We start from the raw sequence: 22,753 nt of genomic DNA on the forward strand, positions 1-22,753 counted from the left end.
AATGTCCGCGCTGATGGTCGGGTTCGACCTCGACATGACCCTGATCGACTCCCGCCCCGGCATCGCCGCCGCCTACCGGGCGCTCACCGCCCGTACGGGTGTGCCGGTCGACGCCGAGCTGGCCGTCTCCCGGCTCGGCCCGCCGCTGCGCACCGAACTCGCCCACTGGTTCCCGGCGGAGCAGGTCGAGGAGGCGGTGACGCTCTACCGGGAGCTGTACCCGACGTACGCGATCACCCCGTCGGTGCCGATGCCCGGCGCGCGGGAGGCGGTCGACGCGGTGCACGCCCAGGGCGGCCGGGTGATGGTCGTCACCTCGAAGATCGGCCGGTTGGCCCGGCTGCACCTGGACCACCTCGGGCTGGCGGTCGACGAGTTGGCAGGCGACCTCTTCGCCGAGCAGAAGGCGACCTCGTTGCGGGAGCACGGTGCCGCGCTCTACGTCGGTGACCACGTGGCGGACATGGTGGCGGCCGGGGCAGCCGGCATCCCGGGCGTCGGCGTGGCCACCGGCCCCTGCCCGGCGGACGACCTGCGCGCGGCCGGGGCGCAGGTGGTGCTCGACGACCTCACCGGATTCCCGGCGGCGCTCGACCGGATCATCGGGCTAGCCTTGGAGCAGTAGTCGTATCGAGTGAAGCAGGGGTCTCCAAGGTGCCGACGGGTCGAGTGAAGTGGTATGACGCGGCCAAGGGATACGGGTTCGTCACCAGTGACGAGGGTGGCGACGTGTTCCTGCCGAAGGGCGCGCTGCCGGCGGGTGTCACCGACCTCAAGGGTGGGCAACGGGTCGACTTCAGCGTGGTGGACAGCCGGCGCGGTGCCCAGGCGATGGGGGTCAAGCTGCTGGACGCCCCGCCGTCCATGGCAGAGCTGCGCCGCCGGCCGGCCGAGGAACTGCACGGCCTGGTCGAGGACATGATCAAGGTGCTGGAGGCGAAGGTGCAGCCGGACCTGCGCCGGGGCCGCTTCCCCGACCGCAAGACCGCGCAGAAGATCGCTCAGCTGGTCCACGCGGTGGCCAGCGAGTTGGAGGTCTGAGGCACCAGCCCGGCGTCGGCGGCCCGGCCCAGCAGCGCCTCCACGGCGGCGAACCCCGCGTCCCCCAGGTCGGCGGTGAACTCGTTGACGTAGAGGCCGATGTGCCGGTCCACCACGTCGGGCTCCATCTCCTGCGCGTGCGCGAGCACGTACTCCCGGCTGGCCGAGGGGTCGGCCCACGCCTGGCGTACCGACTCGCGGACCCAGCCGGCGGCGGCCACCGGGTCCACCACACCCTTGCGGGCCAGGATCGCCCCGAGCGGGATGGGTAGGCCGGTGTCGGCCTCCCACCACTCGCCCAGGTCCACCAGCGCGGTCAGCCCGTGCCGGTGGTAGGTGAAGCGGGCCTCGTGGATCACCAGCCCGGCGTCGTACCGGCCGGCCGCGACGCCGGGCATGATCTCGTGGAACGGCACGATCTCGATCCGGGCCGGCGGCCGTCCGGCCGACCAGAGCCGGAACAGCAGGTACGCCGTGGTCCGGTCACCGGGCACCGCCACCGTGGCGCCGCCCAGGTCGACCCGGTCGGTCTCCCCACGGGTGAGCACGAGGGGGCCACAGCCACGGCCGAGCGCACCGCCGCAGGGCAGCAGGTGGTAGTCGTCGAGCAGCCAGGGGAGCGCGGCGTAGCTGACCTTCACCAGATCGAAGGCGCCCCGTTCGGCGGCCGTGTTGGTGACGTCGACGTCGGCGAAGGTGACTTCGACCGGCGGCGCGCCCGGCACCCGGCCGTGCACCAGCGCGTCGAAGACAAAGGTGTCGTTGGGGCAGGGCGAGATCGCCAGGGAGAGCGCCACGTCCCCACGGTAACGCCGCTCCCGACCGTCCTCCCGCCGAGCCCGCCCCGATGTGACCCCGCCCCCTGCCGACGACATCCGTCCCTTCGGCGGCCCGCCGTGGTCGGGGGGCCGCTGCGACCCTGCCCCTGCCCCGGCCTTTGCCCCGGTAACGGTCCGGCGTGGGCGGGGCGGCTCGCCGCATGCTCCGATCCCTCCGCAGGGCCGGTCGGGGGCGGGTTCCGGGCAGAGCCGGGCGGGGTGGGAAGAACTCCTACGCGTCCTTTCGATCTGACGGCGTCAGCGATTCAGGAACCGGCTCCCGCGTCTGGGCAGCTGCCCCGCCGGGTGCTTGACTGGCCCTGGCCCTGGCCCTGGCCCTGTGGCCCCGGTGATTCGGTGAGGTGATCAGCTCGAAAGGACGCGACCTCGGTACCTTGTCCCCAGCTCCAGCGGGTTTCCACAGAGTTATCCACAGGTCGGGCAGGGCTGTTGAAACAGCGTCGGCTGCCGAGGTGACCTGTGCGCTGCCGCCGGTGCCGCACGACGACCTGCGGGACACCGCCGGACGGCGCTATCCGGCCCACCTCGACGTCTGGCCGGTGCGGGAGCCGAAGGACTGGCCGGGTGCCTGGTGGGCGGACTGGTACAACTTGCCGCCTCCGCTGTGGCCGCTGCGGTTGCCGCCGGCGGCGTACGAACGGGATCGGGGACACCGGGACCGGCGGCGGGCGGCGGAGCGGGTCCGTCGGGACGTCAGGGTCCGGTGGGTGGACGGTGCCGGGCGACCGTCGACCACCTGGCGGTTCGTGGCCGAGCTGCCCGACGGCACCCTCCTGGGGGAGCTGCGCGCCCACGAGCGCGACCTGCACCTGGTCCGTGGGGACGACGGGGACCGGCCGCGCGAACTCGTACTCGACGGGGTGCTGGTCGCGGCCGGGAACCGCCGGATCGGCATCGGTGACCGGTTGGTGGCGGCCATGACACAGCGGATGGACGAGACGGGCGTCGGCCTGGTCCGCACGGTGGTCGAGGAGCACATCGCCATCCGTTTCCGGTCGGCCTGCGGATTCCGGGTCGCGTCGGCTCGTCCCCTCGCCATGGCCCTGAGACGCCCGGCCGGTCCCGCGCCCCGGCCACCCCGACCGCCGTGAACGCCCCGACCGCCGTAGCCGCCCGGCCGGCCGGATTGCCGCAACCGCCCGGCCCCCGGGCTGGCGGGTGCGTCTCAGGACAGCGCGCGGGCCGCCTCGGTCAGGGCGGTGAACGCCTCCCGCATCCGCCAGCCGTCGCGGTCCCGGGGGCCGACCGGGTTCGAGACGGTACGCAGCTCGGCGAAGGGGAGGCCGGCCTGGGTGGCGGCGACCGCCACCGCGTACCCCTCCATGGCCTCGGCCACCGCGTCGGGGTGCCGGTCGGCCAGGGCGGTGGTGCTCGCGGCCGTGCCGGTGACCGTGCTGACCGTCAGCACCGCCCCGACGACCGCCTGGGGGAGGGCGGCGCGTAGCGCGCCCAGCAGCGCCCGGTCGACGTCGATGGTGGGGCCGCCACCGAGCAACTCCGGTGGCATGCCCAACTCGTCGACGGGGATGAAGCCCGTCGGGGACTCGGCCCCGAGGTCCGCGGCGACGCTGCGGGAGGCGAGCACCGTGGCGCCGACCGGGGCGCGGCCGGCGAAACCGCCGGCGATCCCGGCGCTGACCACCGCGCGGTAGGGATGGCCGGCGGCCTCCGCGAGGGCCAGCATCCGGGCCGTGGTGGCACCGGCCACGGCCGGACCCACGCCGATCGCCCGGACGGTCACCGTCGGATCGGTCAGCCCGGCCCGGACGGCCTCCGCCTCGGCCGGTACGGCGGTGAGTACCAGCAGGCCCGTCACGACACCGACCCCGGCGACTGTCGTCGCTGGTCGTCATCGACACCGCTGCCGCTGCCGCTGCCCGGGACGGCCGAGGACGGCCGGTAGATGTGGTAACCCGGCGGGGCCAACCCGTCGGCGGAACGCCTGGAGTCGCTCGCCCCGCTCGGTGCCGGTGAGGTGGGTGCGGCGTGGGCCGCCGCCTCGGCCGCCGCGTCGTCGGCGCTGTCGGCCAGCTGATCGGTGGTCAGGTCGGCGCGGTCGCCGTCCGGCCGGTCGGCGGCGTCCCCACCGGTACGGGCCGCCGCGCCGTCGGTGGCGCCACGGGCGCGGCGGGCGCGGCGGGCCTCGTCGGCGGCAACGTCGGCCTGGTCCTGGGCGGCCAGTTCCTCGTCGGTGAGCGGCCGGCCGAGCAGCCGCTGGGCGCGGAGCCGACCGGCCACGACGACCCCCCGTACGGCGGCGAGGACACCCACCCCGGCGGCGACCGCGATGCCGATCCGACCCTCGAACGGGACGAGGCCGAGCCCACCCCCGGCGACGAAGGCGAGCATCAGGACGGTCTCCGAGTGGGCGAAGGAACTGGCCCGCAGCCGTTCGGGGATCCGTTCCTGGATCGAGGCGTCCACGGCGAGCTTGGCGATCCCGCTGGACAGGGCGGCGACCAGGCAGAACAGTGCCACCATCGGCAGCGAGAACTTCAACACGGTCAGGATGCCCACCCCGGCCACGATGATCATCGTGTTGGACTGGATCGCCGCCGGCCGGTGGATGCGCAGCCGGGTGCCGACCGCGGTGGCCAGGAAACCGCCCACCGCCAGCGCCCCGCCGATCAGGCCCAGCGCCGCCTGGTCGTTGAGTTCCCGGCCGAACAGGTCGTTGGTCAGGTCCCCCTTCTTCAGCGCGAACGCCAGGAAGAGCAGGAGGAAGCCGTAGAGCGCGCGGAGCCCCGCCGCCCCGATCAGGGTGGCGATCACCAGCCGGCCCGCCGGTCGTCCCCTACCCAGCGGACGGTCGCCCTTGCGGCGCAGCGCCCGCAGCGGTCGGGGCACCCGCTCGGGCGGCTCGGAGTCCGCCCGGGGCGGCAGCCGCAGCGCGATAACCATGCCGACCAGGAAGATGACCGAGGCGACCCGCAGCGGCCACTGCGGCCCGAACCAGAACGCCGCCAGTCCCAGCGGGGCCACCAGGGCCCCGGCCACCGTGCCGTAGACGCTGGCCCGCGCCCCCACCTGGGACAATCCGAGACCCTCCGGCAGCAATCGGGGTACGGCGGCGGACCGGGCCACCCCGTACGCCCGGGAGAGCGCCAGCACGCCGAACGCGGCCGGATAGAGCCCGAGGCTGCCGAGGTAGTCGGAGATCAGCCAGGCGAGGAAGGCCCGGCCGAGCATGGTGGTGGCCAGCGCGTACCGGCGGCCGTGCCGGAAGTGGTCGAGCAGCGGACCGACCACGGGGGCCAGCATCGCGAACGGCACCATCGTGACCAGCAGGTAGAGCGCGACCTTGCTGCGGGCCTCGCCGAGCGGGACGTCGAAGAAGATGGTCCCGGCCAGTCCGATGGCGATCAACGTGTCCCCGGCGCAGGAGACGGCGTGCAGGTCGAACAGGCGGACCATGCCGGTCTCGCCGCCGGCCCCCCGTGCGCGGGCCGAGCCGGCGCGGCGGGTCACCCAGCGTCCGCCGTTGACCGAGCCACGCAGCAGCAGGCGGGTGGCGCGGATGCCGGTGCCGACGGTCCGTCCCAGGACGGACGACCCGGAGCGGGAGAACAGCGGCATGTGCACCATCCTTGCCCATCTGCTCCAGGTACGCCGCACCACGGGGGAAGACTCACTCGGGGAGTGCCTGTCGGCGCGCGGCGCGCATGGGGAACAATGGTCGGGTGACCAGGCCCGCTCCCGCCCGTGCCGCCCGCCTCGACCAGGTCTGCGCCGCCGCCGTCGAGGTGGCCCGCGACGCGATCACCGAGGTGGAGCCCTCCGACATCGGCGACCACCTGCGGGCCGTCGCCGAGGGCGACCGGGTCGTCACCCACTATTTCGAGTGTCTGCTCGGTGGCTACCGGGGCTGGCGCTGGGCGGTGACGGTCACCCGGGTGCCGCGCAGTCGGCAGGTCACCGTCTGTGAGACGGTGCTGCTGCCCGGCTCCGACGCGCTGCTCGCGCCGGGCTGGCTGCCCTGGCAGGAACGCCTCCAGCCGGGTGACCTCGGCCCCGGTGACCTGCTGCCCACCCCGTCGGACGACGACCGGCTCGCCCCCGGCTACCTGCTCTCCGACGACCCGGCGGTCGAGGAGACCTCCTGGGAGCTGGGCCTGGGTCGCCCCCGCGTGCTGTCCCGCGAGGGACGGGCCGAGACGGCCCAACGCTGGTACGACGGCGACCAGGGCCCGTCGGCGCCGATCTCCACCGCCGCCCCCGCGTCGGCCCGCTGCGGCACCTGCGGCTTCTACCTGCCGCTGGCCGGTGCGCTCCGGCAGGCGTTCGGGGCCTGCGGCAACTTCTACGCCCCCGACGACGGTCGGGTGGTCAGTGCCGACCACGGCTGTGGCGCGCACTCGGAGACCCTGGTGGAGACTCCCGAGCCGGTGGTCGACGAGCTTCCGACGGTGTACGACGACAGCGCGGTCGAGTCGATGACGGTGGACGTCGCGCCGACGGTCGCCGAGCCGGTGCCGGTGGAGTCGACCGACCCCGCCTGACCGCCGGACGGTCAGCCCCGGGGGGCGGATTCCCGACGGCGACGCCGGTGGGCGTCGTGCCGCATCATCGTGACCAGACCGGGAAAGCCCCACAGGAACCCGGCCAGACAGGTCCAGAGCCAGTCCTGGTGGCCGTGTTCGGTGAGCCAGTCACGGAAGAAGACCAGCAGGAGGAGTCCGGCCACCGCCCAGGCGATCAGCCCGGCGACGGCGAACGGGACCATCGGCGGGTCGAGTGGTTCGGGTCGGGGTGGTTGCTCCTGCGGCACGGGCAGAAGCGTACCGCGAAGTACTTTCCCGGCCCGCCGTTGATCTGGGACGATGCGCGCGACAACGGTAGATCATTTGCGAGGACCTGATGGCCATTGCGCCGCCGGACAACGGCATTCCCTCTGATCCCGCTCAACCCCGGAACGGTTTCGACCGGTTCTTCGAGATCTCCGCCCGTGGCTCGACGATGAGCCGCGAGGTGCGGGGTGGCCTGGCGACCTTCTTCACGATGGCGTACATCGTGGTGTTGAACCCGTTGATCCTGGGCGGAGCCGCCGACGGTGACGGCAAGAAGCTCTCGATCCCCGCGCTGGCCGCCGCGACCGCGCTGGTGGCGGGCCTGATGACGATCCTGATGGGGGTCGTCGGGCGGTTCCCGATGGCGCTGGCCGCCGGTCTGGGGGTGAACGCGCTCGTCGCGTTCGAGATCGCCCCGCAGATGACCTGGGCGGACGCGATGGGGCTGGTGGTGATCGAGGGTGTGCTCATCGCGATCCTCGTGCTCACCGGCCTGCGTACGGCGGTGTTCCGTTCGGTCCCGACGCAGCTCAAGACCGCGATCGGGGTCGGCATCGGGTTGTTCCTGACCATCATCGGGCTGGTCGACGCCGGCTTCGTCAGGCGGGTGCCGGACGCGGCGAACAGCACCGTGCCGGTGGGCCTCGGCATCAACGGCAAGATCGTCAGTTGGCCGATGCTGGTCTTCGTGGTGGGTCTGCTGGTGACGTTGGTGCTGGTGGTGCGCCGGGTACGCGGTGCGATCCTGATCGGCATCCTGGCCTCGACCGTGCTGGCGATCATCGTGGAGGCGGTCGCCAAGGTGGGCCCGTCCTTCGTCGACGGCAAGCCCAACCCCGAGGGCTGGTCGCTGAACGTGCCGAAGCTGCCCGAGCGGCTCGTCGACATCCCCGACCTGTCGCTGCTGGGCAACTTCAACGTGCTGGGCTCGTGGAGCCGGGCCGGTTGGCTGATCCCGCTGATGTTCGTCTTCACCCTGTTGATCACGGACTTCTTCGACACGATGGGCACGATGGTCGCGATCGGCCAGGAGGGGGACATGCTCGACGAGCAGGGCACCCCACCCCGGGCGAAGGAGATCCTGCTGGTCGACTCGATCGCCGCGGCGGCGGGTGGCGCGGCGAGCGTCTCCAGCAACACGTCGTACATCGAGAGCGCCTCGGGGGTCGCGGAGGGTGCCCGGACCGGGGTGGCCAACCTGGTCACCGGCGCCCTGTTCCTGCTGGCGATGTTCCTGGCGCCGCTGTCCACGGTGGTGCCGTTCGAGGCGGCCTCGACGGCGCTGGTGGTGGTCGGGTTCCTGATGATGACCGCGGTGCGGACGATCGACTGGACCGACTACGAGATCGCCATCCCGGCGTTCCTCACCATCACCCTGATGCCGTTCACCTACTCGATCTCCAACGGCATCGGCGCGGGCATCATCAGCTACGTGGTGCTGAAGCTGGCCAAGGGGAAGGCGCGGGAGATCCATCCGCTGCTCTACGCGGTGGCGGTGCTGTTCGTGCTCTACTTCCTGCGGGGGCCGATCGAGTCCGCGGTGATGTAGCCCCACCCGTCGGCCGCCGGGCCGGGCGACCCGTCGGGATGCCCGGCCCGGGGCGGCGGCATTCCCCCTCGTGAGCATGGTCATATGGCATGTCATTAGCCATGCTCATTAGTTAGGCTAACGACTGTGACGGAGCGGACGGTGACGGCGAACCGCGTGCCACCGGCGCAGCTGGCACCCCAGCTGCGTGATGCGATCACCCGACTCAACCGGCGGGTCCGGCAGGCGCGCCCGGTCGGCGACCTGACGGTCACCCAGCTCTCCGCGCTCACCAGCCTCCGGCTGGCGGGCGCGCTGACGCCCCGGGAACTGGCCGACGTCGAACGGGTCCAGCCACCGACGATGACCAAGATCGTCGCGAAGTTGGAGGAGCGCGGCCTGGTGCAGCGCACCCCCCACCCGACCGACGGCCGGCAGGTGATCCTGGCGGCCACCGAGGGAGGCCGGGCCGTGCTCGACCAGTTCGAGCGGGCCCGCAACGAGTGGCTGGCCAGCCGGCTGGCCGCGCTCACGGAGGACGAACGCGACACGCTACGGCGGGCCGCCGACATCCTCCAGCAGCTCGCCCGCGCCTGACGCCCCACCGGGTCCGCGCCGTCCGCCGTCGATGACGCGTACCCGGCCCGAGGAGGCGCACCAAGAGTGCAGGCGAAGCTGAGCACGATGTTCCAGTCCCTACGAGTCCGTAACTACCGACTCTTCGCCACCGGACAGCTGATCAAACTGATCGGCGTCTGGATGATGTTCATCGCCCAGGACTGGCTCGTCCTTGAGCTTTCGGACAATTCCGCCACCGCGCTCGGCGTGGTCACCGCCCTCCAGTTCACCCCGGTGCTGCTGCTCACCCTGCTCTCCGGCCGGCTCGCCGACCGGTACGACAAGCGGATGTTGCTGTTCGTCGCCAACGCCTTCTGGACGGTGCTGGCGCTGGGGATGAGCCTGCTGGTGCTCACCGGCCTGGTCGAGCTGTGGCACGTCTTCACGTTCGCCGCCCTGCTCGGCATCGCCAACGCGGTGGAGACCCCGGTCCGGCAGGCGTTCGTCAGCGAACTCGTCGGCACCACCCTGCTGCCCAACGCGCTCTCGCTCAACGCGGCGGTGTTCAACTCGGCCCGGATCATCGGTCCCGCCGTCGCCGGCCTGGCCATCGCCGCGTTCGACGTCGGCCCGGTCTTTCTGTTCACCGCCGTCAGCTCCGTCGCGCCGCTGGCCAACGTGGTCCGGATGCGACCGGCCGAGCTGTACCGCAAGGAACTCCCGCCGCTCGGCGAACGGGACTCGGCCAAGATCATCGACGGGCTGCGCTACGTCCGTAGCCGCCCCGACCTGCTGCTGCCGATGGTGGTCATGTCGGTGATCGGGATGTCGCTGTTCAACTTCCAGCTCACCCTCGCCGCGCTGGCCAAGACGGTCTTCCACACCGGGGCCGCCTCGTTCGGCCTGTTCAGCACCGCGCTGGCGGTCGGCGCGCTGGTCGGGGCGCTCGCCGGCACCGGCCGGCGCAGCCGCCCCTCGGTCTGGCTGGTGCTCGGCGCGGCCGTCGGCTGTGCGGTCTTCGGCACCCTGGTCGGCCTCGCCCCGGCGTACTGGCTGGTGGTGACCCTGCTCCTGCCGACCGGCTTCTTCATGGTCTTCTTCGCCCAGGCGGCCAACCAGCGGGTACAGCTCGGCACCGACGCCGCCTTCCGGGGCCGGGTGATGGCCCTGTGGGTGCTGGTGTTCCTGGGCACCAACCCGGTCGGCGCGCCGATCATCGGCTGGGTCGCCGAGACCTTCGGCGCCGGGGCGAGCATCTGGATGGGTGGGCTCATCTCCCTGGCCACCGCCCTGCTCGCGCTCGCCTGGCAGCTCCGCCGCTCCGGCGCCCGGCTGCGTTTCCGGGTGCTGCCCATGCCCCGCTTCTACGTGGTGTCCCGCACCGGGCTGCTCACCCCCAGCGGGCGGTGAGCGGCGCGGTCCGTCCCGGGGCGGACACGCACAGCGTTCAGATAGCAACAAAGCGGTGGCGCGCGGCCCCGGCGGGCCTTAGCGTCGAGGTGTGGCAGGCGAGAGCGCACTGACGCTGGTACTGGCTATCCTCGCCGTGGCCTGCCTGCCGGCGGCGTTCGCCCTGGTCTTCTGCTATGACGAAATTCTCGACCGGGTGGCCTGCGGCTGGGCCGAGTGGCGGGAACGCCGTCGGGAACGCCGCACCATCGCCCGGCTCGACCGGGCCCTCGCCACCGACCCGGTCACCGGCGACCTCGACCTGACCGAGCTGGACCGGGCCGACCGCCGCCCCCTCGAACTCCTCGCCGCCGACCTGCGCCGACTCGGCCGGCACCGGCTCGCTGCGGGCGGCCGCTCGGTGGTCTGGCACAGCTCGGTCATCGAGGCGTACGACGACCGGCTGCGCGCCGCCTGCCGGGCACTGGGGATCGCCGAGCACCTGGCCGAGCTGACCGGGGTCGACCGGGAGATCGAACGGGTCCGGGTCGAGGGGCTGCTCGCCGGGGCGGGGCTGGGGCTGCCGGCCACCCGCGCCGACCGTCGCCCCCGTGACCGGCGGGCGTGAGACTCTTCGTCGCGGTCTATCCACCGCCGTCCGCCGTCGCCGACCTCACCGCCCGGACGGCCCGGCTGCGGGTGGGCACGGCCACCGCCGCCGGCCTCGACGTACGCCTGACACAGCCAGCGCACCTGCACGTCACGCTGGCCTTCCTCGGCGAGGTGACACCCGGTCGACTACCCGAGGTCCAGGGTGCCCTCGCGGCGGCCGCCGGGACCGCCCGTGCCGGTTGGACGCACCCGCCCCGGCTGCGGCTCGGCGGCGGGGGCTGCTTCGGTCAGGGCCGCTCCACAGTGCTCTGGGTGGACGTGCTGGGGGAGGCTCCGGCGCTGCGTACCCTGGCCCGGCTGATCCGTGCCGAGCTGGACCGGGCCGGCCTGCCGTACGACGGGAAGCCGTTCCGCCCGCACCTGACGGTGGCCCGTCCCGGGGACCGGCTCACCCCGTCCGAGGTGGAGGCCGACCGGCTCGCCCTCGACGCCCACCTCGGCCCGTCGTGGCCGGCCACCGACCTGGTGCTGGTCCACAGCCGCCCCGGCCCGCACCACACCCCCCTGACCAGCTGGCCCCTGGCACCGCGCCCGCCTGCCCGCCCCGACGCGCTGCCCCGCCCCGCCGCGCTGCCCCGGCGCGACGGGGGCGACACAGCGGTGTCCGAGCGCTCGGACACCGCCACATCGCCCCCGTTGAGTTGATCACCCCGGCGGGTGGGTCACCAGGCCCAGGCCTCCGGGCCGGGGCCGCCGTTGCCGACCGGCGGGAACAGCTCGTCGAGCCGCTGCTCCGTCGCCTCGTCAATCTCCACCGAGAGCGCACCCAGGGTGTTGTCGAGCTGCGCCACCGTACGCGGACCGATGATCGGGGCGGTCACCCCGGGCCGGGAGAGCAGCCAGGCCAACGCCACGTCGGCCGGGTCCTGACCCCGCTCCGCGCAGAACTTCTCGTACGCCTCGATGGCCGGCCGGTGTGCGGCGAGCCCGTCGGCGGCGCGACCGGCGGTGCCCCGCGCGGCCCCACCCTCGGCCATCTTGCGCAGCACCCCGGAGAGCAGCCCGCCGTGCAGCGGCGACCACGGGATGACCCCGAGCCCGTAGTGCTGCGCGGCGGGGATCACCTCCAGCTCGACGTGCCGGGTGAGCAGGTTGTAGATGGACTGCTCGGCGACCAGACCGAGGAAGTTGCGCTTCCCGGCGGCGGCCTGCGCCTGGGCGATGTGCCAACCGGCGAAGTTGGACGACCCGACATAGATCACCTTGCCCTGTGCGACGAGGGTCTCCATCGCCTGCCAGATCTCCTCCCACGGGGTGCTCCGGGAGACGTGGTGCATCTGGTAGAGGTCGATCACGTCGGTCTGCAGCCGACGCAGCGAGTCCTCACAGGCCCGGACGATGTGTCGGGCGCTCAGGCCCTGGTCGTTGGGCCACTCGCTCATCTTGCCGTAGACCTTGGTGGCCAGGACGACCTTGTCCCGCCGGCTGCCGCCCTGGGCGAACCAGCGGCCGATGATCTGCTCGGTGATCCCCTCACCGGTCTGCCAGCCGTACACGTTGGCGGTGTCGAAGAAGTTGATGCCGTGTTCGAGCGCCCGGTCCATGATGGCGAAGCTGTCCGGCTCGGACGTCTGCGGCCCGAAGTTCATCGTGCCGAGGCAGAGCCGGCTCACCGACAGGCCGGTGCGTCCCAGATTCGTGTACTCCATGACCCCACCCTGACACGCGCGGCGGAACGCCGCCGGGCACTGCCAGGGTGGAGCCCCGGGTCAGGAGGACTCGCGGGCCGCCGGGCCACTGCCGAAGAGGACGTCGTCCCAGCTCGGGAGGCGCTTGCGCGGCTTGCCCGAGGCGTCCGTCGACTCGCCACCGGCAGCCGCCGCCGCGCCGGTGCGGCGCGGCCGGAGCACCGCCAGCGACGGCACGGCCGGGACCTCCTTCGGTGCGTCCGAGTCGTCGTCGAAGGCGGAACCCTGCCCGCCGCCGAGCAGTGCGGCGGCGCCACCGCCGACGGCCCGCTGACGGGGGGCGTCGGCACCGGCCAGCGCGGCCGGGGAGCGCGGGTCGAGACCCCGCCCCGAGGTGCCGCCGAGCGGACGGTCCAGTGAGGCGAGCAGCGCGTCCCGGCCGGCCCGGATCGGGTCCCGGCCCGGTCGGGCCTGCTCGCCCGCGGCCGGCAGGCCGTGCCCGCCCCGGCTCGGCTCACCGCGCGACGGACCGGGCAGCGCGTGACCGCCCCGCTCCGGTGCCGGCTCCTGGCCGAGGATCGGCGTGGGACGCTCGGCGCAGAGGTACTGCGCCATGTCGTCGTGCGGGGTGACGTTCTGCCGGAGCTTGTCGAGATCCCAGACGGCCTGCGCGGTGGCCTTGCCGGACGGCCAGGTCGCGATGATCCGCCAGGTGCCGTCGTCGCGCCGGAAGGCGTCCCAGGAGATCTTCTCGGTGTCGATGCCGTGCTGGGCCAGCCGGCCGTTGACAACCTCGGCCAGCGGGGTGGCCTTCTCGGCGCCCTTGAGCCGGGTGCGCCGGGCGTGCTGGGCGAGCATGGCCCGCTCCTGGAGCACCGGGCCGGCGTAGCGCAGCACCCGGTCGACGGGGACGCCGGCGATCCGGGCGACGTCCTCGGCGGACTCGCCGGAGCGGATGCGGGCCTGGATGTCCCGGGGGGACAGCGACGGGGTCGGATCGGCCCCGACCGGGACGACGGCGAGCGGCGGCGTGCCGGGCTCGGCGTGCAGCACGGTCGCGATGCGTTCGTCGATGGGGAGGGCGAGCAGGCGCCCGACCTCGTCGGCGAGCACCAGCGCCTGGCCGTCCTCGGAGAGGGCGACGAAGCGTACTGGGCGCATGGCGTAGCCTCCGTCCCGCTTCGCTGGCCGTCACGCCACGAGCCGGCCACCCGGGCGTCCTCGCACCACCGTACGCCCATCTGCCCACAGGTGGGGGAGGTGAATCCGCATGTCGCGACTGAGCTGCGGCAATGATCACAATGGGTGGCCGCAGCAGCCGCTGCGACCACCCACCGTGACGGATGTGATCAGAGCCGCTCGACCACGTAGTCGATGGCGGCGGTGAGCGCCTCCACGTCGGACGGTTCCACCGCCGGGAAGAGCGCGACCCGCAGCTGGTTGCGGCCGAGTTTGCGGTACGGCTCGGTGTCGACGATCCCGTTGGCCCGCAGCACCTTGGCGATCGCGGCGGCGTCGACCCCGTCGGCGAAGTCGACGGTGGCGACCACGTTGGAGCGCAGCGTCGGATCGGTGACGAACGGGGTGGCGAACGCGGACCGCTCGGCCCAGCCGTAGACGATCCCGGCGCTCTCGGCGGTGCGCTTGGCCGCCCAGCTCAGGCCGCCCTGCGAGTTCATCCAGTCGGTCTGCTCGGCGGCCAGGAAGATGGTCGCCAGCGCCGGGGTGTTGTACGTCTGCTCCAGCCGCGAGTTGTCGATTGCGGTGACCAGGTCGAGGAAGGCCGGGATGTAGCGGCCCGAGCCCTTGATCTCGGCGGCCCGCTCCAGGGCGGCCGGCGACATCAGGGCCAGCCAGAGCCCGCCGTCGGAGCCGAAGCACTTCTGCGGGGCGAAGTAGTAGACGTCGGTCTCGCCGACGTTGACGTCCAGACCGCCGGCCCCGGAGGTGGCGTCGACCAGCAGCAGCGAGCCCGGGTCGGCGTCGGCGACCCGGCCGATCGGCACCGCGACACCGGTGGAGGTCTCGTTGTGCGGGGTGGCGTAGACGTCCACCCCGGCCTCGGCGACCAGGCTCGGGGCGCTGCCCGGCTCGGACTTGCGGACGGTCGGCTCGCCCAGGAACGGCGCGTCGGAGACCGACTTGGCGAACTTCGCGCCGAACTCGCCGAAGCTGGCGAACTGGGCCCGGTCGCGGACCAGCCCGAAGGTGGCGACCTCCCAGAAGGCGGTGGTGCCGCCGTTGCCGAGGACCACCTCGTAGCCCTCGGGGAGGGAGAAGAACTCGGCCAGGCCCTGGCGGAGCCGGGCGACCTCGGCCCGGACGGTCTGCTGCCGGTGCGAGGTGCCCAGGAAGCTGGTCGCCACGTCGGCGAGCGCGGAGACCGCCGCCGGACGGACCTTGGACGGCCCGCAGCCGAACCGCCCGTCGGCGGGCTTGATGTCGTCGGGAATCCGGATGGTCGGTGCGTCAGCCACGGTTTTCTCGATCCTTCCGCATGGGCGAGGGCGGGCCCTTCAACGGGCGCGGTGCCGCGGCGGACGCGCGCTGGCGCACGTCGTGGCCGGGTCCGGGCCTGGTCCGGCGACACTGCCGGCCTTCATCCTCGCACCCGTGGCGGCCCGGATGCCGGCTGGTCCCAGGCCCGGGGCTGAGGCGTCGGACACACCGGGCGCGACCGGCCGGCCACGCGCAGGGGGCGTCGACCGGCCGGTCGACGCCCCCTGCGGGCAGGTGTGCTCAGACGCCGTGCGGGATGGCGTCCCAGCCCTCGACCTGCTGCGGCTTGCGGGTGCCGGGCCCGACGTAGCGGGCCGACGGCCGGACGAGCCGCTGGAGCTTCTTCTGCTCCAGGATGTGCGCCGACCAGCCGCCCATCCGGGCGCAGGTGAACATCGAGGTGAACATGTGCGCCGGCACCTCGGCGAAGTCGAGCACGACGGCCGACCAGAACTCGACGTTGGTGGCGAGGACCCGGTCCGGGCGGCGGGCCTGGAGCTCGGCCAGGGCGGCCTTCTCCAGCGCCTCGGCGACCTCGAAGCGCGGTGCGCCCAGCTCCCGGGCGGTGCGCCGGAGCACCCGGGCGCGCGGATCCTCGGCCCGGTAGACGCGGTGGCCGAAGCCCATCAGCCGCTCGCCCCGGTCGAGGACGCCCTTGACGTACCCCTCGGCGTCGCCGCTGCGCTCGACGGCCTCCAGCATGGTGAGCACCCGCGACGGCGCGCCGCCGTGCAGCGGGCCGGAGAGCGCGCCGATGCCCGACGAGATGCAGGCCGCCGCGTCGGCCCCGGTGGAGGCGACGATCCGGGCGGTGAAGGTGGAGGCGTTCAGGCCGTGCTCGGCGGCCGAGATGAAGTACGCGTCGACGGCCTTGACGTGCCGGGGGTCGGGCTCGCCGCGCCAGCGCTTCATGAACCGCTCGACGATGGTCTCCGCCTTGTCGATCTCCTTCTGCGGCACCGCCGGCAGACCCAGCCCGCGGGCGGACTGGGCGACGAAGGACAGCGCGGTGACCGAGACCCGGGCCAGGTCGGCGCGGGCCTGGGCGTCGGAGATGTCGAGCAGTTGACTGAGCCCCCAGTACGGGGCGAGCATCGCGACCGCGGACTGCACGTCGACGCGGATGTCACCGGAGTGCACCGGCACCGGGAACGGCTCGGCGGGCGGCAGGCCGGGGCCGAAACGCCCGTCGACCAGCAGGGCCCAGACGTTGCCGAAGGAGACCTGGCCGATCAGATCCTCGATGTCCACGCCCCGGTAGCGCAGCGCGCCGCCCTCGCGGTCCGGTTCGGCGATCTCTGTCTCGAAGGCCACGACGCCTTCGAGGCCCGGTTTGAAGTCGGCCATGTCGTCTCCTGGCTTCTGGCTCGGTGCGCCCGCCACGGGCTCGGTCCGGCCCGGTACCTAAGGCGACCCTCAGTGATGTGTTCTCGCCATCTTGCCTGGTGAGTAACCAAGCGCGCGACCCGCTGCGACTGTGCTGCACGCGACATCCCCGCCGCTGGACGCCGGGGTGCGCTCCGTGAGACTGATCGGTGGGCTGACCAGCGTCGTCGGGACGCGGACGGCCGGCGTGAGGAGGACGACGTGACGGGCGACACACCCGCCCTGGCGGCCATGCGGCACGAGTACGCCGCCGACCTGGGGCTTTCCGAGACGGACCTGGCCGCCGACTGGCCCACCCAGTTCGGCCGCTGGCTCGCCGACGCGGTCGCCGCCGGCCTGCCCGAGCCGAACGCGATGGTCCTCGGCACCGCCGACGCCGCCGGTCGGCCCAGCGGCCGGACCGTGCTGCTCAAGGAGTACGACCCGCAGGGGTTCGTCTTCTTCACCAACCACGGCTCGCGCAAGGGCACCGAACTGGCCGACAACCCGTGGGCCAGCCTGGTCTTCCCCTGGTTCCCGATGCAGCGGCAGGTGGTGGTGACCGGTCGGGTGGCGCACGTCGGGCGGGGTGAGACCGAGGCGTACTTCGCGTCCCGGCCGCGCGGCTCCCAGCTCGGGGCCTGGGCGAGCAGCCAGTCGGCGGTGGTGCCGGACCGGGCCGCGCTCCAGGAGGCGTACCGGGAGGTGGCGGAGCGGTTCCCGGCCGGCACGCCGGTCCCGGCGCCCCCGCACTGGGGCGGGTTCCGGGTCCATCCGGAGACGGTGGAGTTCTGGCAGGGCCGGGCCGGCCGGTTGCACGACCGGCTACGGTTCCGCCGGGTCGAGGGGGACGGCTGGGCCGTCGAGCGGCTGGCCCCGTGACCGCCGTCACACCGACCCGGCCGGGGCGGGCCCGTCGGCTGGCCATCGACCTGCGCCCGCTGCGGGTCCCCGCGTACCGCCGGATGTGGCTCGGCAACACGGTGGCGATGTTCGGGTTCCAGTTCACCGCGGTCGCCGTACCGGTGGAGATGTACGCGCTGACCCGGGACTCCTTCTGGGTCGGGCTGCTCGGGGTGGCCGGGTTCCTGCCGCTGCTGGTCTTCGGGCTGTGGGGCGGGGCGGTGGCCGACGCCCGGGACCGGCGGCGGGTGCTGCTGGCCGGCTCGGCGCTGCTCTGGCTGTCGATGCTCGGCCTGCTCGGGCACGCGCTGTCCGGGCTCGGCAGCCCGGTGCTGCTGCTGGCGCTGGTGACGGTGCACTCGATCGCGTTCGCGATCAGCTCACCGGCCCGGTCGGCGATCCTGCCCCGGCTGCTCCCGCCCGAGCTGGTCCCGGCGGGCAGCACCCTGAACTACACCACCTTCACCGCCGCGGCGGTGGCCGGCCCGCTCGCCGCCGGCCTGGTCTTCGCCGGGTTCGGCACCGACGCCGGGCTGCCGGTCGCCTACGCGGCCGACGCCCTGCTGTTCACCGGGCTGGTGGTGGCGACGGTACGACTGCCCGCGATGCCCCCGGCCCCACCGGCCGAGGGTGAGGCGCGTCGGGGTGGCCTGGCGGGCATCCTCGACGGGTTCCGCTACCTGGCCACCACGCCGGTGCTGCTCTCCTCGTTCGCCATCGACCTGATCGCGATGATCCTGGCCATGCCCCGGGCGCTCTTCCCCGAGGTGGCGCAGGAGCGGTTCGGCGGCGGGGCGGCGGTCGGGTGGCTCTACAGCGCCATCGCGATCGGCGCGATGCTGGGCGGGCTGACCTCCGGCTGGATCGGCCGGCTGCGGCGGCAGGGGCTCGCCCTGGTGGTGGCGGTGGTCGGCTGGGGGCTGGCCATCGCGGCGGCCGGGCTGGCCCGGCAGCTCTGGCTGGTGGTGCTGCTGCTCGCGGTGGCCGGGGCGGCTGACCTGGTCAGCGCGGTACTGCGGCAGTCGATGCTGCTGATCTACGCGCCGGACCGGATGCGCGGCCGGCTCCAGGGGGTGAACACGGTGGTGGTGGCCGGCGGGCCCCGGCTGGGCGACCTGCGGGCCGGGGCGATGGCCGCCGGGTTCGGTGGCTCGGTCGCCTGGGTGGCCGGCGGGTTGCTCTCGGCCGGGCTGGCGGTGCTGCTGGTGGTGGGTTTCCCGGCCCTGCTGCGCTACCGGGCGGGCACGGCGGCACAGGGCCGTGGCTGACGTGGGACGGGTGCGCCGGGTCCGGCGGGCCGGACAGGGCACGGACTAAGGTCACGGCATGGACAACGCTGCGCACCGCCCGCCCTCGGGGACACAGTGGACGATCGCCGCCGACGGCCACGAGGCCGTCATCGTCGAGGTCGGCGGTGGGGTTCGGACCTACCGGCGCAACGGGGTCGACTACCTCGACGGGTACGCCGAGGACGAGATCACCCCCGGTAGCGCCGGGCAGGTGCTCGCTCCCTGGCCGAACCGGATCAGGGACGGGCAGTACTCCTTCGGCGGCCGGTCGTTGCAGCTCGACCTGACCGAGCCGACCCGGGGGGTCGCCCTGCACGGCCTGGTCAACTGGGTGCGCTGGCAGCCGATCGAGGAGTCGGCCGACGCGGTGACCCTCGGCTACGACCTGCCGCCCACCCCCGGCTACCCGTGGTCGCTGCGGCTGCGGAGCCGGTGGAGCGTGGGCGCGGACGGGCTGCGTGGCGAGCACGAGGTGACCAACACCGGGGCCGAGGCCGCGCCGTTCGGCTTCTCCGTCCACCCGTACCTGCGGCTGGCCGGGGTGGCCGTGGACGACCTGACGATGCGGCTGCCGGCCCGCAGCCGGCTCCAGGTCGACGCCCGGTTGCTGCCGATCGGGGCGACCCCGGTGGCCGGCACCGAGTACGACTGGACCACCGCCCGGCCGATCGGCGCCGCGCAGCTCGACCTCTGCTTCGGGGACGTGATCCGGGGTGACGACGGTGGTTCGTCGGTGACCCTGACCGCCCCGGACGACGCGGACGGGGTGTGCCTGTGGGCCGACCACCAGTTCGGCTGGTGGCAGGTTTTCACCGGGGACGCGTTGACCGGCGAGCGGCACCGCCGGTCGGTGGCGGTGGAGCCGATGACCTGCCCACCGGACGCGTTCCGGTCCGGTCGGGACGTGATCGCGCTGGCCCCGGGGGAGACCTGGCGGGGCATCTGGGGCATCCGGCCCGGGGTCTGAGCGTGGAGTTCGGCGAGGTGGTCCGGCGTCGCCGGATGGTGCGCAACTACGACCCGGACCGTCCGGTCCCACCGGAGGTGGTGCAGCGGCTGCTGGACCACGCGGTCCGGGCGCCGTCGGCCGGCTTCGCCCAGGGCTGGGGTTTCCTGGTGCTGGAGGAGCCGGCGGACCGGGACCGGTTCTGGGCGGCGGCCACGCCCGGCGGTGGTGGGCGGGAGCGGTGGTTGGCCGGGATGCGTCGGGCCCCGCTGATCGTGGTGCCGCACGCCAACCGCTCGGCCTACCTGGAGCGGTACGCCGAACCGGACAAGGGCTGGGTGGACCGCTCGGAGGACCGCTGGCCGGTGCCCTACTGGTACATCGACACCGGCTTCGCCGCGCTGCTGATGCTGCTCACCGCCGTGGACGAGGGGCTGGGGGCGTGTTTCTTCGGCATCCCGCCGGACCGGCTGGCGGCGTACCGGGAGGCGTTCGGGGTGCCGGAGGAATACCACCCGATCGGCGCGGTCACGGTAGGTTACCGCTCGGTCGATCACCGGTCACCGTCGTTGCGGCGGGGACGTCGGCCGGTCGACGAGGTGGTCCGGCGCGGCCGGTGGAGTTGATGCCGGTTCGTACCCTGCGCGGTGGGTGTCGGGGCGAGGGAAACCGACAACAGGGAGCAGAACGTGGTGTGGCGGGGACGGATAGGCTGGCACCGTGATCGGTGCCGCACGGTGCGGCAGCTCGGCGTGACCCGGCACCACGCCGAGGGTCGGCCCGACCACGGGGAGGGGAGCGTGCCGTGATCTTCAAGGCGGTCCGGGACGGGCGTCCCTATCCGGAGCACAACCTGACGCTGAAGCAGTGGTCGGAGATCCCGCCCCGCCCGTTGCGGCTGGATCAGCTCATCACCACCAAGCGCGAGCTGGCGCTGGACAAGCTCCTCGCCGAGGACTCCACGTTCTACGGCGACCTGTTCCCGCACGTGGTGCAGTGGAACGGTGGCCTCTACCTGGAGGACGGCCTGCACCGGGCGTTGCGCGCGGCGTTGCAGCAGCGCAACCAGATCCACGCCCGGGTGCTGGTCTACAACGGCCAGCCCGAGTGACGCCCGCCTGAGCAGTCGTTAAGGTGGCGGCCATGGGCACCCCGCTTGACCTGTTGGACGTGGACGCCTCGCTGAGCGAGGAGGAGCGTCAGATCCGGGCCGTCGTCCGCCGGCTCGTCGACGACCGGGTCCGCCCGCACGTCGCCGGCTGGTACGAGGACGGCGACGTCCCGGCCCGGGAACTGGCCCGCGAGTTCGGCCGCCTCGGCCTGCTCGGCATGCACCTGACCGGGTACGGCTGCGCCGGCGCCTCCATGGTCGCGTACGGGCTGGCCTGCCTGGAGTTGGAGGCCGGCGACTCCGGCGTGCGCTCCCTGGTGTCGGTGCAGGGTTCGCTGGCCATGTACGCCGTCTGGCGCTTCGGCGGCGAGGAGCACAAGCAGCGCTGGCTGCCCGCGATGGCCGCCGGTGAGGCGATCGGCTGTTTCGGGCTGACCGAGCCCGACCACGGCTCCGACCCGGCCTCGATGACCACCCGGGCCCGCCGCGACGGCGACGACTGGGTCCTCGACGGCGCGAAGATGTGGATCACCAATGCGCCGATCGCCGACGTCGGGGTGATCTGGGCCCGCACCGACGAGGGGGTACGGGGTTTCCTCGTACCGATGGACACCCCCGGGGTGACGGCGCGCGAGATCCGCCGCAAGATGTCGCTGCGGGCCTCGGTGACAGGCGAGATCACCCTCGACGGGGTGCGACTGCCGGCGGACGCCCTGCTGCCCGGCGCGGTCGGGCTCAAGGCGCCGCTGAGCTGCCTGACCGAGGCCCGGCAGGGCATCGTCTGGGGCGCGCTCGGCGCGGCCCGGGACTGTCTGGAGACGGCGCTGTCCTACGCCGGCACCCGGACCCAGTTCGGCCGTCCGCTGGCCGGCTTCCAGCTCACCCAGGCCAAGCTCGCCGACATGGCGGTGGAGTGGAACAAGGGCCTGCTGCTCGCCCTGCACCTGGGCCGGCTGGCCGACGCGGGCACACTGCGACCGGACCAGGTCAGCGTGGGCAAGCTGAACAACGTGCGGGAGGCACTGGCGATCGCCCGGCAGTGCCGGACGATCCTCGGCGCGAACGGGGTCTCCGGCGAGTACCCGGTGATGCGGCACGCCAACAACCTGGAGAGTGTGCTCACCTACGAGGGCACCTCCGAGATCCACCAACTGGTCGTCGGGCAGCGGCTCACCGGGTTGTCCGCCTTCGGCTGACCACCGCCCGTCACCCGTTCGGGTCGCTCGCCGCGCGCTCGTCGTACGGTGGCCGTACCGTCATCGACAGAGGCACGTGTCTGACGAGGACGGTGAGGGCGATGGCCCGCGACGGTGAAACCCCCCAGAGTGAGTTCCCCGGCTACCCGACCGCCGACACACTGCGCACCCGGTCGGGCGACCCGGTCGACCCCGACACCCCACCGGCCGACCCGCCCCGCTCGGGCGGCGGCCCGGCCCGGGGGCTGCTCTGGGTGCTCGGCGCGGCGGCGTTGGTCGTGGTGGTGCTGCTCGGCACGCAGGTGACCGGGATCTTCCCGGAGTTCCGCAACCCGTTCGCCAAGGAACAGACCGACCGCAGCCAGCCGCCGCTGCTCAAGTCGATCCAGGATCTGAGCCGTTACGTGGCGGCCGAGGGCAACTTCCAGGTCGTGGTCGACCTGCAGAACGACCGCGACAACGTGCCGGAGTTCCTGCTCAACCAGCGGACGCTGTTCGTCGGGGCGGGCAGCGTCGAGGCGTACGTCGACTTCGGCAAGATCGGCGAGGGGGCGGTGGTGCCGTCCGCCGACGGCAAGTCCGTCGAGATCAAGCTGCCCGCGCCGCAGCTCGGCCAGACCAACCTCGACATGGACAAGAGCTACGTCTTCGCCGAGGAGCGCGGCCTGTTCAACCGGATCGGCGACCTGGTCAAGGGCGACCCCAACCGGCAGCAGCAGGTCTACCGGATGGCCGAGGAGCGGATCACCACGGCGGCCCGGGACAGCGGCCTGGCCCAGCGCGCCGAGGAGAACACCCGCAAGATGCTGGAGGGCCTGCTCCGCTCGCTCGGCTACGAGAAGATCACCATCACCTACACGGCCCCCTGACCCGAGGCGCCACCGTCACGCGGCCCCGGTGCCGCGTGGCGGTGGCGCTGTTAGGCGGTCTTGGTGATCAAGAGGTTGGCGTCAGTGTTGATCTCCAAGTTGACGCAAACCTCTTGATCACCGGGCGCAACCC

At 73.2% G+C, this 22,753-nt stretch carries 23 protein-coding genes and 1 pseudogene; 16 read left to right on the forward strand and 8 right to left on the reverse strand.

Translation table 11 applies throughout. The features are described 5' to 3' along the window. Nucleotide 1 precedes the first annotated feature (1 nt). Together JQX11_RS16635 and JQX11_RS16640 are read left to right on the forward strand one after the other, a co-directional pair. The gene (locus JQX11_RS16635) at nucleotides 2-625 is read left to right on the forward strand and encodes an HAD family hydrolase (RefSeq protein WP_204925855.1); all 624 of its coding nucleotides are present in this window, start codon (nucleotides 2-4) and stop codon (nucleotides 623-625) included. Between the two features lie 29 nt (nucleotides 626-654). After that, the gene (locus JQX11_RS16640; protein ID WP_204925856.1) at nucleotides 655-1,041 is read left to right on the forward strand and encodes a cold-shock protein; all 387 of its coding nucleotides are present in this window, start codon (nucleotides 655-657) and stop codon (nucleotides 1,039-1,041) included. Here the strand turns inward: JQX11_RS16640 and JQX11_RS16645 are convergent. Further along, the gene (locus JQX11_RS16645) at nucleotides 1,002-1,838 is read right to left on the reverse strand and encodes a 1,4-dihydroxy-6-naphtoate synthase (protein WP_204925857.1); all 837 of its coding nucleotides are present in this window, start codon (nucleotides 1,836-1,838) and stop codon (nucleotides 1,002-1,004) included. The genes JQX11_RS16640 and JQX11_RS16645 overlap by 40 nt on opposite strands. Before the next feature lie 494 nt (nucleotides 1,839-2,332). Here JQX11_RS16645 and JQX11_RS16650 point away from each other — a divergent pair, with 494 nt between their 5' ends. Further along, a complete protein-coding gene (locus JQX11_RS16650; protein ID WP_204925858.1) occupies nucleotides 2,333-2,971 on the forward strand; it encodes a GNAT family N-acetyltransferase in 639 nt (212 codons plus the stop codon). 74 nt (nucleotides 2,972-3,045) lie between these two features. Here the strand turns inward: JQX11_RS16650 and JQX11_RS16655 are convergent, their stop codons facing one another. Together JQX11_RS16655 and JQX11_RS16660 are read right to left on the reverse strand one after the other, a co-directional pair. Beyond that, the gene (locus tag JQX11_RS16655; RefSeq protein WP_204925859.1) at nucleotides 3,046-3,696 is read right to left on the reverse strand and encodes a futalosine hydrolase; all 651 of its coding nucleotides are present in this window, start codon (nucleotides 3,694-3,696) and stop codon (nucleotides 3,046-3,048) included. Continuing rightward, a complete protein-coding gene (locus JQX11_RS16660; protein WP_232377968.1) occupies nucleotides 3,693-5,456 on the reverse strand; it encodes an MFS transporter in 1,764 nt (587 codons plus the stop codon). The genes JQX11_RS16655 and JQX11_RS16660 overlap by 4 nt, the downstream gene beginning before the upstream one ends. Before the next feature lie 86 nt (nucleotides 5,457-5,542). Here JQX11_RS16660 and JQX11_RS16665 point away from each other — a divergent pair, with 86 nt between their 5' ends. Then, nucleotides 5,543-6,379, forward strand: a complete 837-nt coding sequence (locus tag JQX11_RS16665) for a DUF3027 domain-containing protein (protein WP_204925861.1) — start codon at nucleotides 5,543-5,545, stop codon at nucleotides 6,377-6,379. Between the two features lie 11 nt (nucleotides 6,380-6,390). Here the strand turns inward: JQX11_RS16665 and JQX11_RS16670 are convergent, their stop codons facing one another. Next, nucleotides 6,391-6,648: a DUF2530 domain-containing protein gene (locus JQX11_RS16670; RefSeq protein WP_204925862.1), complete on the reverse strand. Its 258-nt coding sequence runs from the start codon at nucleotides 6,646-6,648 to the stop codon at nucleotides 6,391-6,393. An 89-nt stretch (nucleotides 6,649-6,737) separates the two neighbouring features. On the opposite strand from JQX11_RS16670, the gene JQX11_RS16675 reads away from it, so the two are divergent. The 5 genes and pseudogenes from JQX11_RS16675 to thpR all read left to right on the forward strand — a co-directional run. Beyond that, nucleotides 6,738-8,216, forward strand: coding sequence for an NCS2 family permease (locus tag JQX11_RS16675; protein ID WP_204925863.1), 1,479 nt, complete (start codon nucleotides 6,738-6,740; stop codon nucleotides 8,214-8,216). A gap of 126 nt (nucleotides 8,217-8,342) precedes the next feature. Further along, nucleotides 8,343-8,792: a MarR family winged helix-turn-helix transcriptional regulator gene (locus JQX11_RS16680; protein ID WP_204925864.1), complete on the forward strand. Its 450-nt coding sequence runs from the start codon at nucleotides 8,343-8,345 to the stop codon at nucleotides 8,790-8,792. A 66-nt stretch (nucleotides 8,793-8,858) separates the two neighbouring features. Continuing rightward, entirely contained in the window at nucleotides 8,859-10,163 is a 1,305-nt protein-coding gene (locus JQX11_RS16685) for an MFS transporter (RefSeq protein WP_204925865.1), read from the forward strand. Between the two features lie 91 nt (nucleotides 10,164-10,254). Next, nucleotides 10,255-10,770 carry a hypothetical protein gene (locus JQX11_RS16690; RefSeq protein WP_204925866.1) on the forward strand — a complete coding sequence of 172 codons (516 nt, stop codon included), beginning with the start codon at nucleotides 10,255-10,257 and terminating at the stop codon, nucleotides 10,768-10,770. Further along, a pseudogene (gene thpR / locus JQX11_RS16695) lies at nucleotides 10,767-11,336 on the forward strand (RNA 2',3'-cyclic phosphodiesterase); the annotation flags it as partial. The gene JQX11_RS16690 and the pseudogene thpR, both read left to right, overlap by 4 nt. Before the next feature lie 140 nt (nucleotides 11,337-11,476). On the opposite strand, the gene JQX11_RS16700 reads toward thpR, so the two are convergent. The 4 genes from JQX11_RS16700 to JQX11_RS16715 all read right to left on the reverse strand — a co-directional run bounded on the left by JQX11_RS16700 (nucleotide 11,477) and on the right by JQX11_RS16715 (nucleotide 16,288). Next, nucleotides 11,477-12,463 carry an aldo/keto reductase gene (locus tag JQX11_RS16700; protein WP_204925868.1) on the reverse strand — a complete coding sequence of 329 codons (987 nt, stop codon included), beginning with the start codon at nucleotides 12,461-12,463 and terminating at the stop codon, nucleotides 11,477-11,479. 60 nt (nucleotides 12,464-12,523) lie between these two features. After that, nucleotides 12,524-13,603, reverse strand: coding sequence for a septation protein SepH (gene sepH / locus JQX11_RS16705; protein WP_204925869.1), 1,080 nt, complete (start codon nucleotides 13,601-13,603; stop codon nucleotides 12,524-12,526). A gap of 188 nt (nucleotides 13,604-13,791) precedes the next feature. After that, nucleotides 13,792-14,919 (reverse strand): phosphoserine transaminase, encoded by a 1,128-nt coding sequence (gene serC / locus JQX11_RS16710; RefSeq protein WP_204925870.1) that lies wholly within the window; start codon nucleotides 14,917-14,919, stop codon nucleotides 13,792-13,794. A 262-nt stretch (nucleotides 14,920-15,181) separates the two neighbouring features. Beyond that, the gene (locus JQX11_RS16715; RefSeq protein ID WP_145917623.1) at nucleotides 15,182-16,288 is read right to left on the reverse strand and encodes a citrate synthase 2; all 1,107 of its coding nucleotides are present in this window, start codon (nucleotides 16,286-16,288) and stop codon (nucleotides 15,182-15,184) included. A gap of 270 nt (nucleotides 16,289-16,558) precedes the next feature. On the opposite strand from JQX11_RS16715, the gene pdxH reads away from it, so the two are divergent. The 7 genes from pdxH to JQX11_RS16750 all read left to right on the forward strand — a co-directional run bounded on the left by pdxH (nucleotide 16,559) and on the right by JQX11_RS16750 (nucleotide 22,620). Beyond that, the gene (gene pdxH, locus JQX11_RS16720) at nucleotides 16,559-17,188 is read left to right on the forward strand and encodes a pyridoxamine 5'-phosphate oxidase (RefSeq protein ID WP_204925985.1); all 630 of its coding nucleotides are present in this window, start codon (nucleotides 16,559-16,561) and stop codon (nucleotides 17,186-17,188) included. Next, nucleotides 17,185-18,477: an MFS transporter gene (locus JQX11_RS16725; RefSeq protein ID WP_204925871.1), complete on the forward strand. Its 1,293-nt coding sequence runs from the start codon at nucleotides 17,185-17,187 to the stop codon at nucleotides 18,475-18,477. Before pdxH ends, JQX11_RS16725 begins: the two co-directional genes overlap by 4 nt. Nucleotides 18,478-18,535: 58 nt before the next feature. Beyond that, on the forward strand, nucleotides 18,536-19,465 hold the full coding sequence (locus tag JQX11_RS16730) for an aldose 1-epimerase family protein (protein WP_204925872.1): 930 nt from the start codon (nucleotides 18,536-18,538) through the stop codon (nucleotides 19,463-19,465). 2 nt (nucleotides 19,466-19,467) lie between these two features. Next, complete coding sequence (locus JQX11_RS16735) at nucleotides 19,468-20,070, forward strand: nitroreductase family protein (protein WP_204925873.1); 603 nt, start codon at nucleotides 19,468-19,470, stop codon at nucleotides 20,068-20,070. Nucleotides 20,071-20,249: 179 nt separating this feature from the next. Continuing rightward, the gene (locus tag JQX11_RS16740) at nucleotides 20,250-20,555 is read left to right on the forward strand and encodes a type II toxin-antitoxin system VapB family antitoxin (RefSeq protein ID WP_088643534.1); all 306 of its coding nucleotides are present in this window, start codon (nucleotides 20,250-20,252) and stop codon (nucleotides 20,553-20,555) included. Between the two features lie 32 nt (nucleotides 20,556-20,587). Beyond that, a complete protein-coding gene (locus tag JQX11_RS16745) occupies nucleotides 20,588-21,751 on the forward strand; it encodes an acyl-CoA dehydrogenase family protein (RefSeq protein ID WP_204925874.1) in 1,164 nt (387 codons plus the stop codon). A 101-nt stretch (nucleotides 21,752-21,852) separates the two neighbouring features. Continuing rightward, nucleotides 21,853-22,620: a DUF4230 domain-containing protein gene (locus JQX11_RS16750; protein WP_204925875.1), complete on the forward strand. Its 768-nt coding sequence runs from the start codon at nucleotides 21,853-21,855 to the stop codon at nucleotides 22,618-22,620. Nucleotides 22,621-22,753: the final 133 nt, after the last annotated feature.

The organism is Micromonospora humida (assembly GCF_016901255.1).
GTDB lineage: Bacteria > Actinomycetota > Actinomycetes > Mycobacteriales > Micromonosporaceae > Micromonospora > Micromonospora wenchangensis.

Excerpts from the sequence above, each read along its gene's own strand:
- JQX11_RS16745 (WP_204925874.1), top strand. The coding sequence starts at position 20,588 with ATGGGCACCCCGCTTGACCTGTTGGACGTGGACGCCTCGCTGAGCGAG.
- JQX11_RS16715 (WP_145917623.1), bottom strand. The coding sequence starts at position 16,288 with ATGGCCGACTTCAAACCGGGCCTCGAAGGCGTCGTGGCCTTCGAGACA.
- JQX11_RS16700 (WP_204925868.1), bottom strand. The coding sequence starts at position 12,463 with ATGGAGTACACGAATCTGGGACGCACCGGCCTGTCGGTGAGCCGGCTC.
- JQX11_RS16660 (WP_232377968.1), bottom strand. The coding sequence starts at position 5,456 with ATGCCGCTGTTCTCCCGCTCCGGGTCGTCCGTCCTGGGACGGACCGTC.
- JQX11_RS16635 (WP_204925855.1), top strand. The coding sequence starts at position 2 with ATGTCCGCGCTGATGGTCGGGTTCGACCTCGACATGACCCTGATCGAC.
- JQX11_RS16730 (WP_204925872.1), top strand. The coding sequence starts at position 18,536 with ATGGACAACGCTGCGCACCGCCCGCCCTCGGGGACACAGTGGACGATC.
- JQX11_RS16750 (WP_204925875.1), top strand. The coding sequence starts at position 21,853 with ATGGCCCGCGACGGTGAAACCCCCCAGAGTGAGTTCCCCGGCTACCCG.
- JQX11_RS16665 (WP_204925861.1), top strand. The coding sequence starts at position 5,543 with ATGGGGAACAATGGTCGGGTGACCAGGCCCGCTCCCGCCCGTGCCGCC.
- sepH (WP_204925869.1), bottom strand. The coding sequence starts at position 13,603 with ATGCGCCCAGTACGCTTCGTCGCCCTCTCCGAGGACGGCCAGGCGCTG.
- pdxH (WP_204925985.1), top strand. The coding sequence starts at position 16,559 with ATGCGGCACGAGTACGCCGCCGACCTGGGGCTTTCCGAGACGGACCTG.
- JQX11_RS16675 (WP_204925863.1), top strand. The coding sequence starts at position 6,738 with ATGGCCATTGCGCCGCCGGACAACGGCATTCCCTCTGATCCCGCTCAA.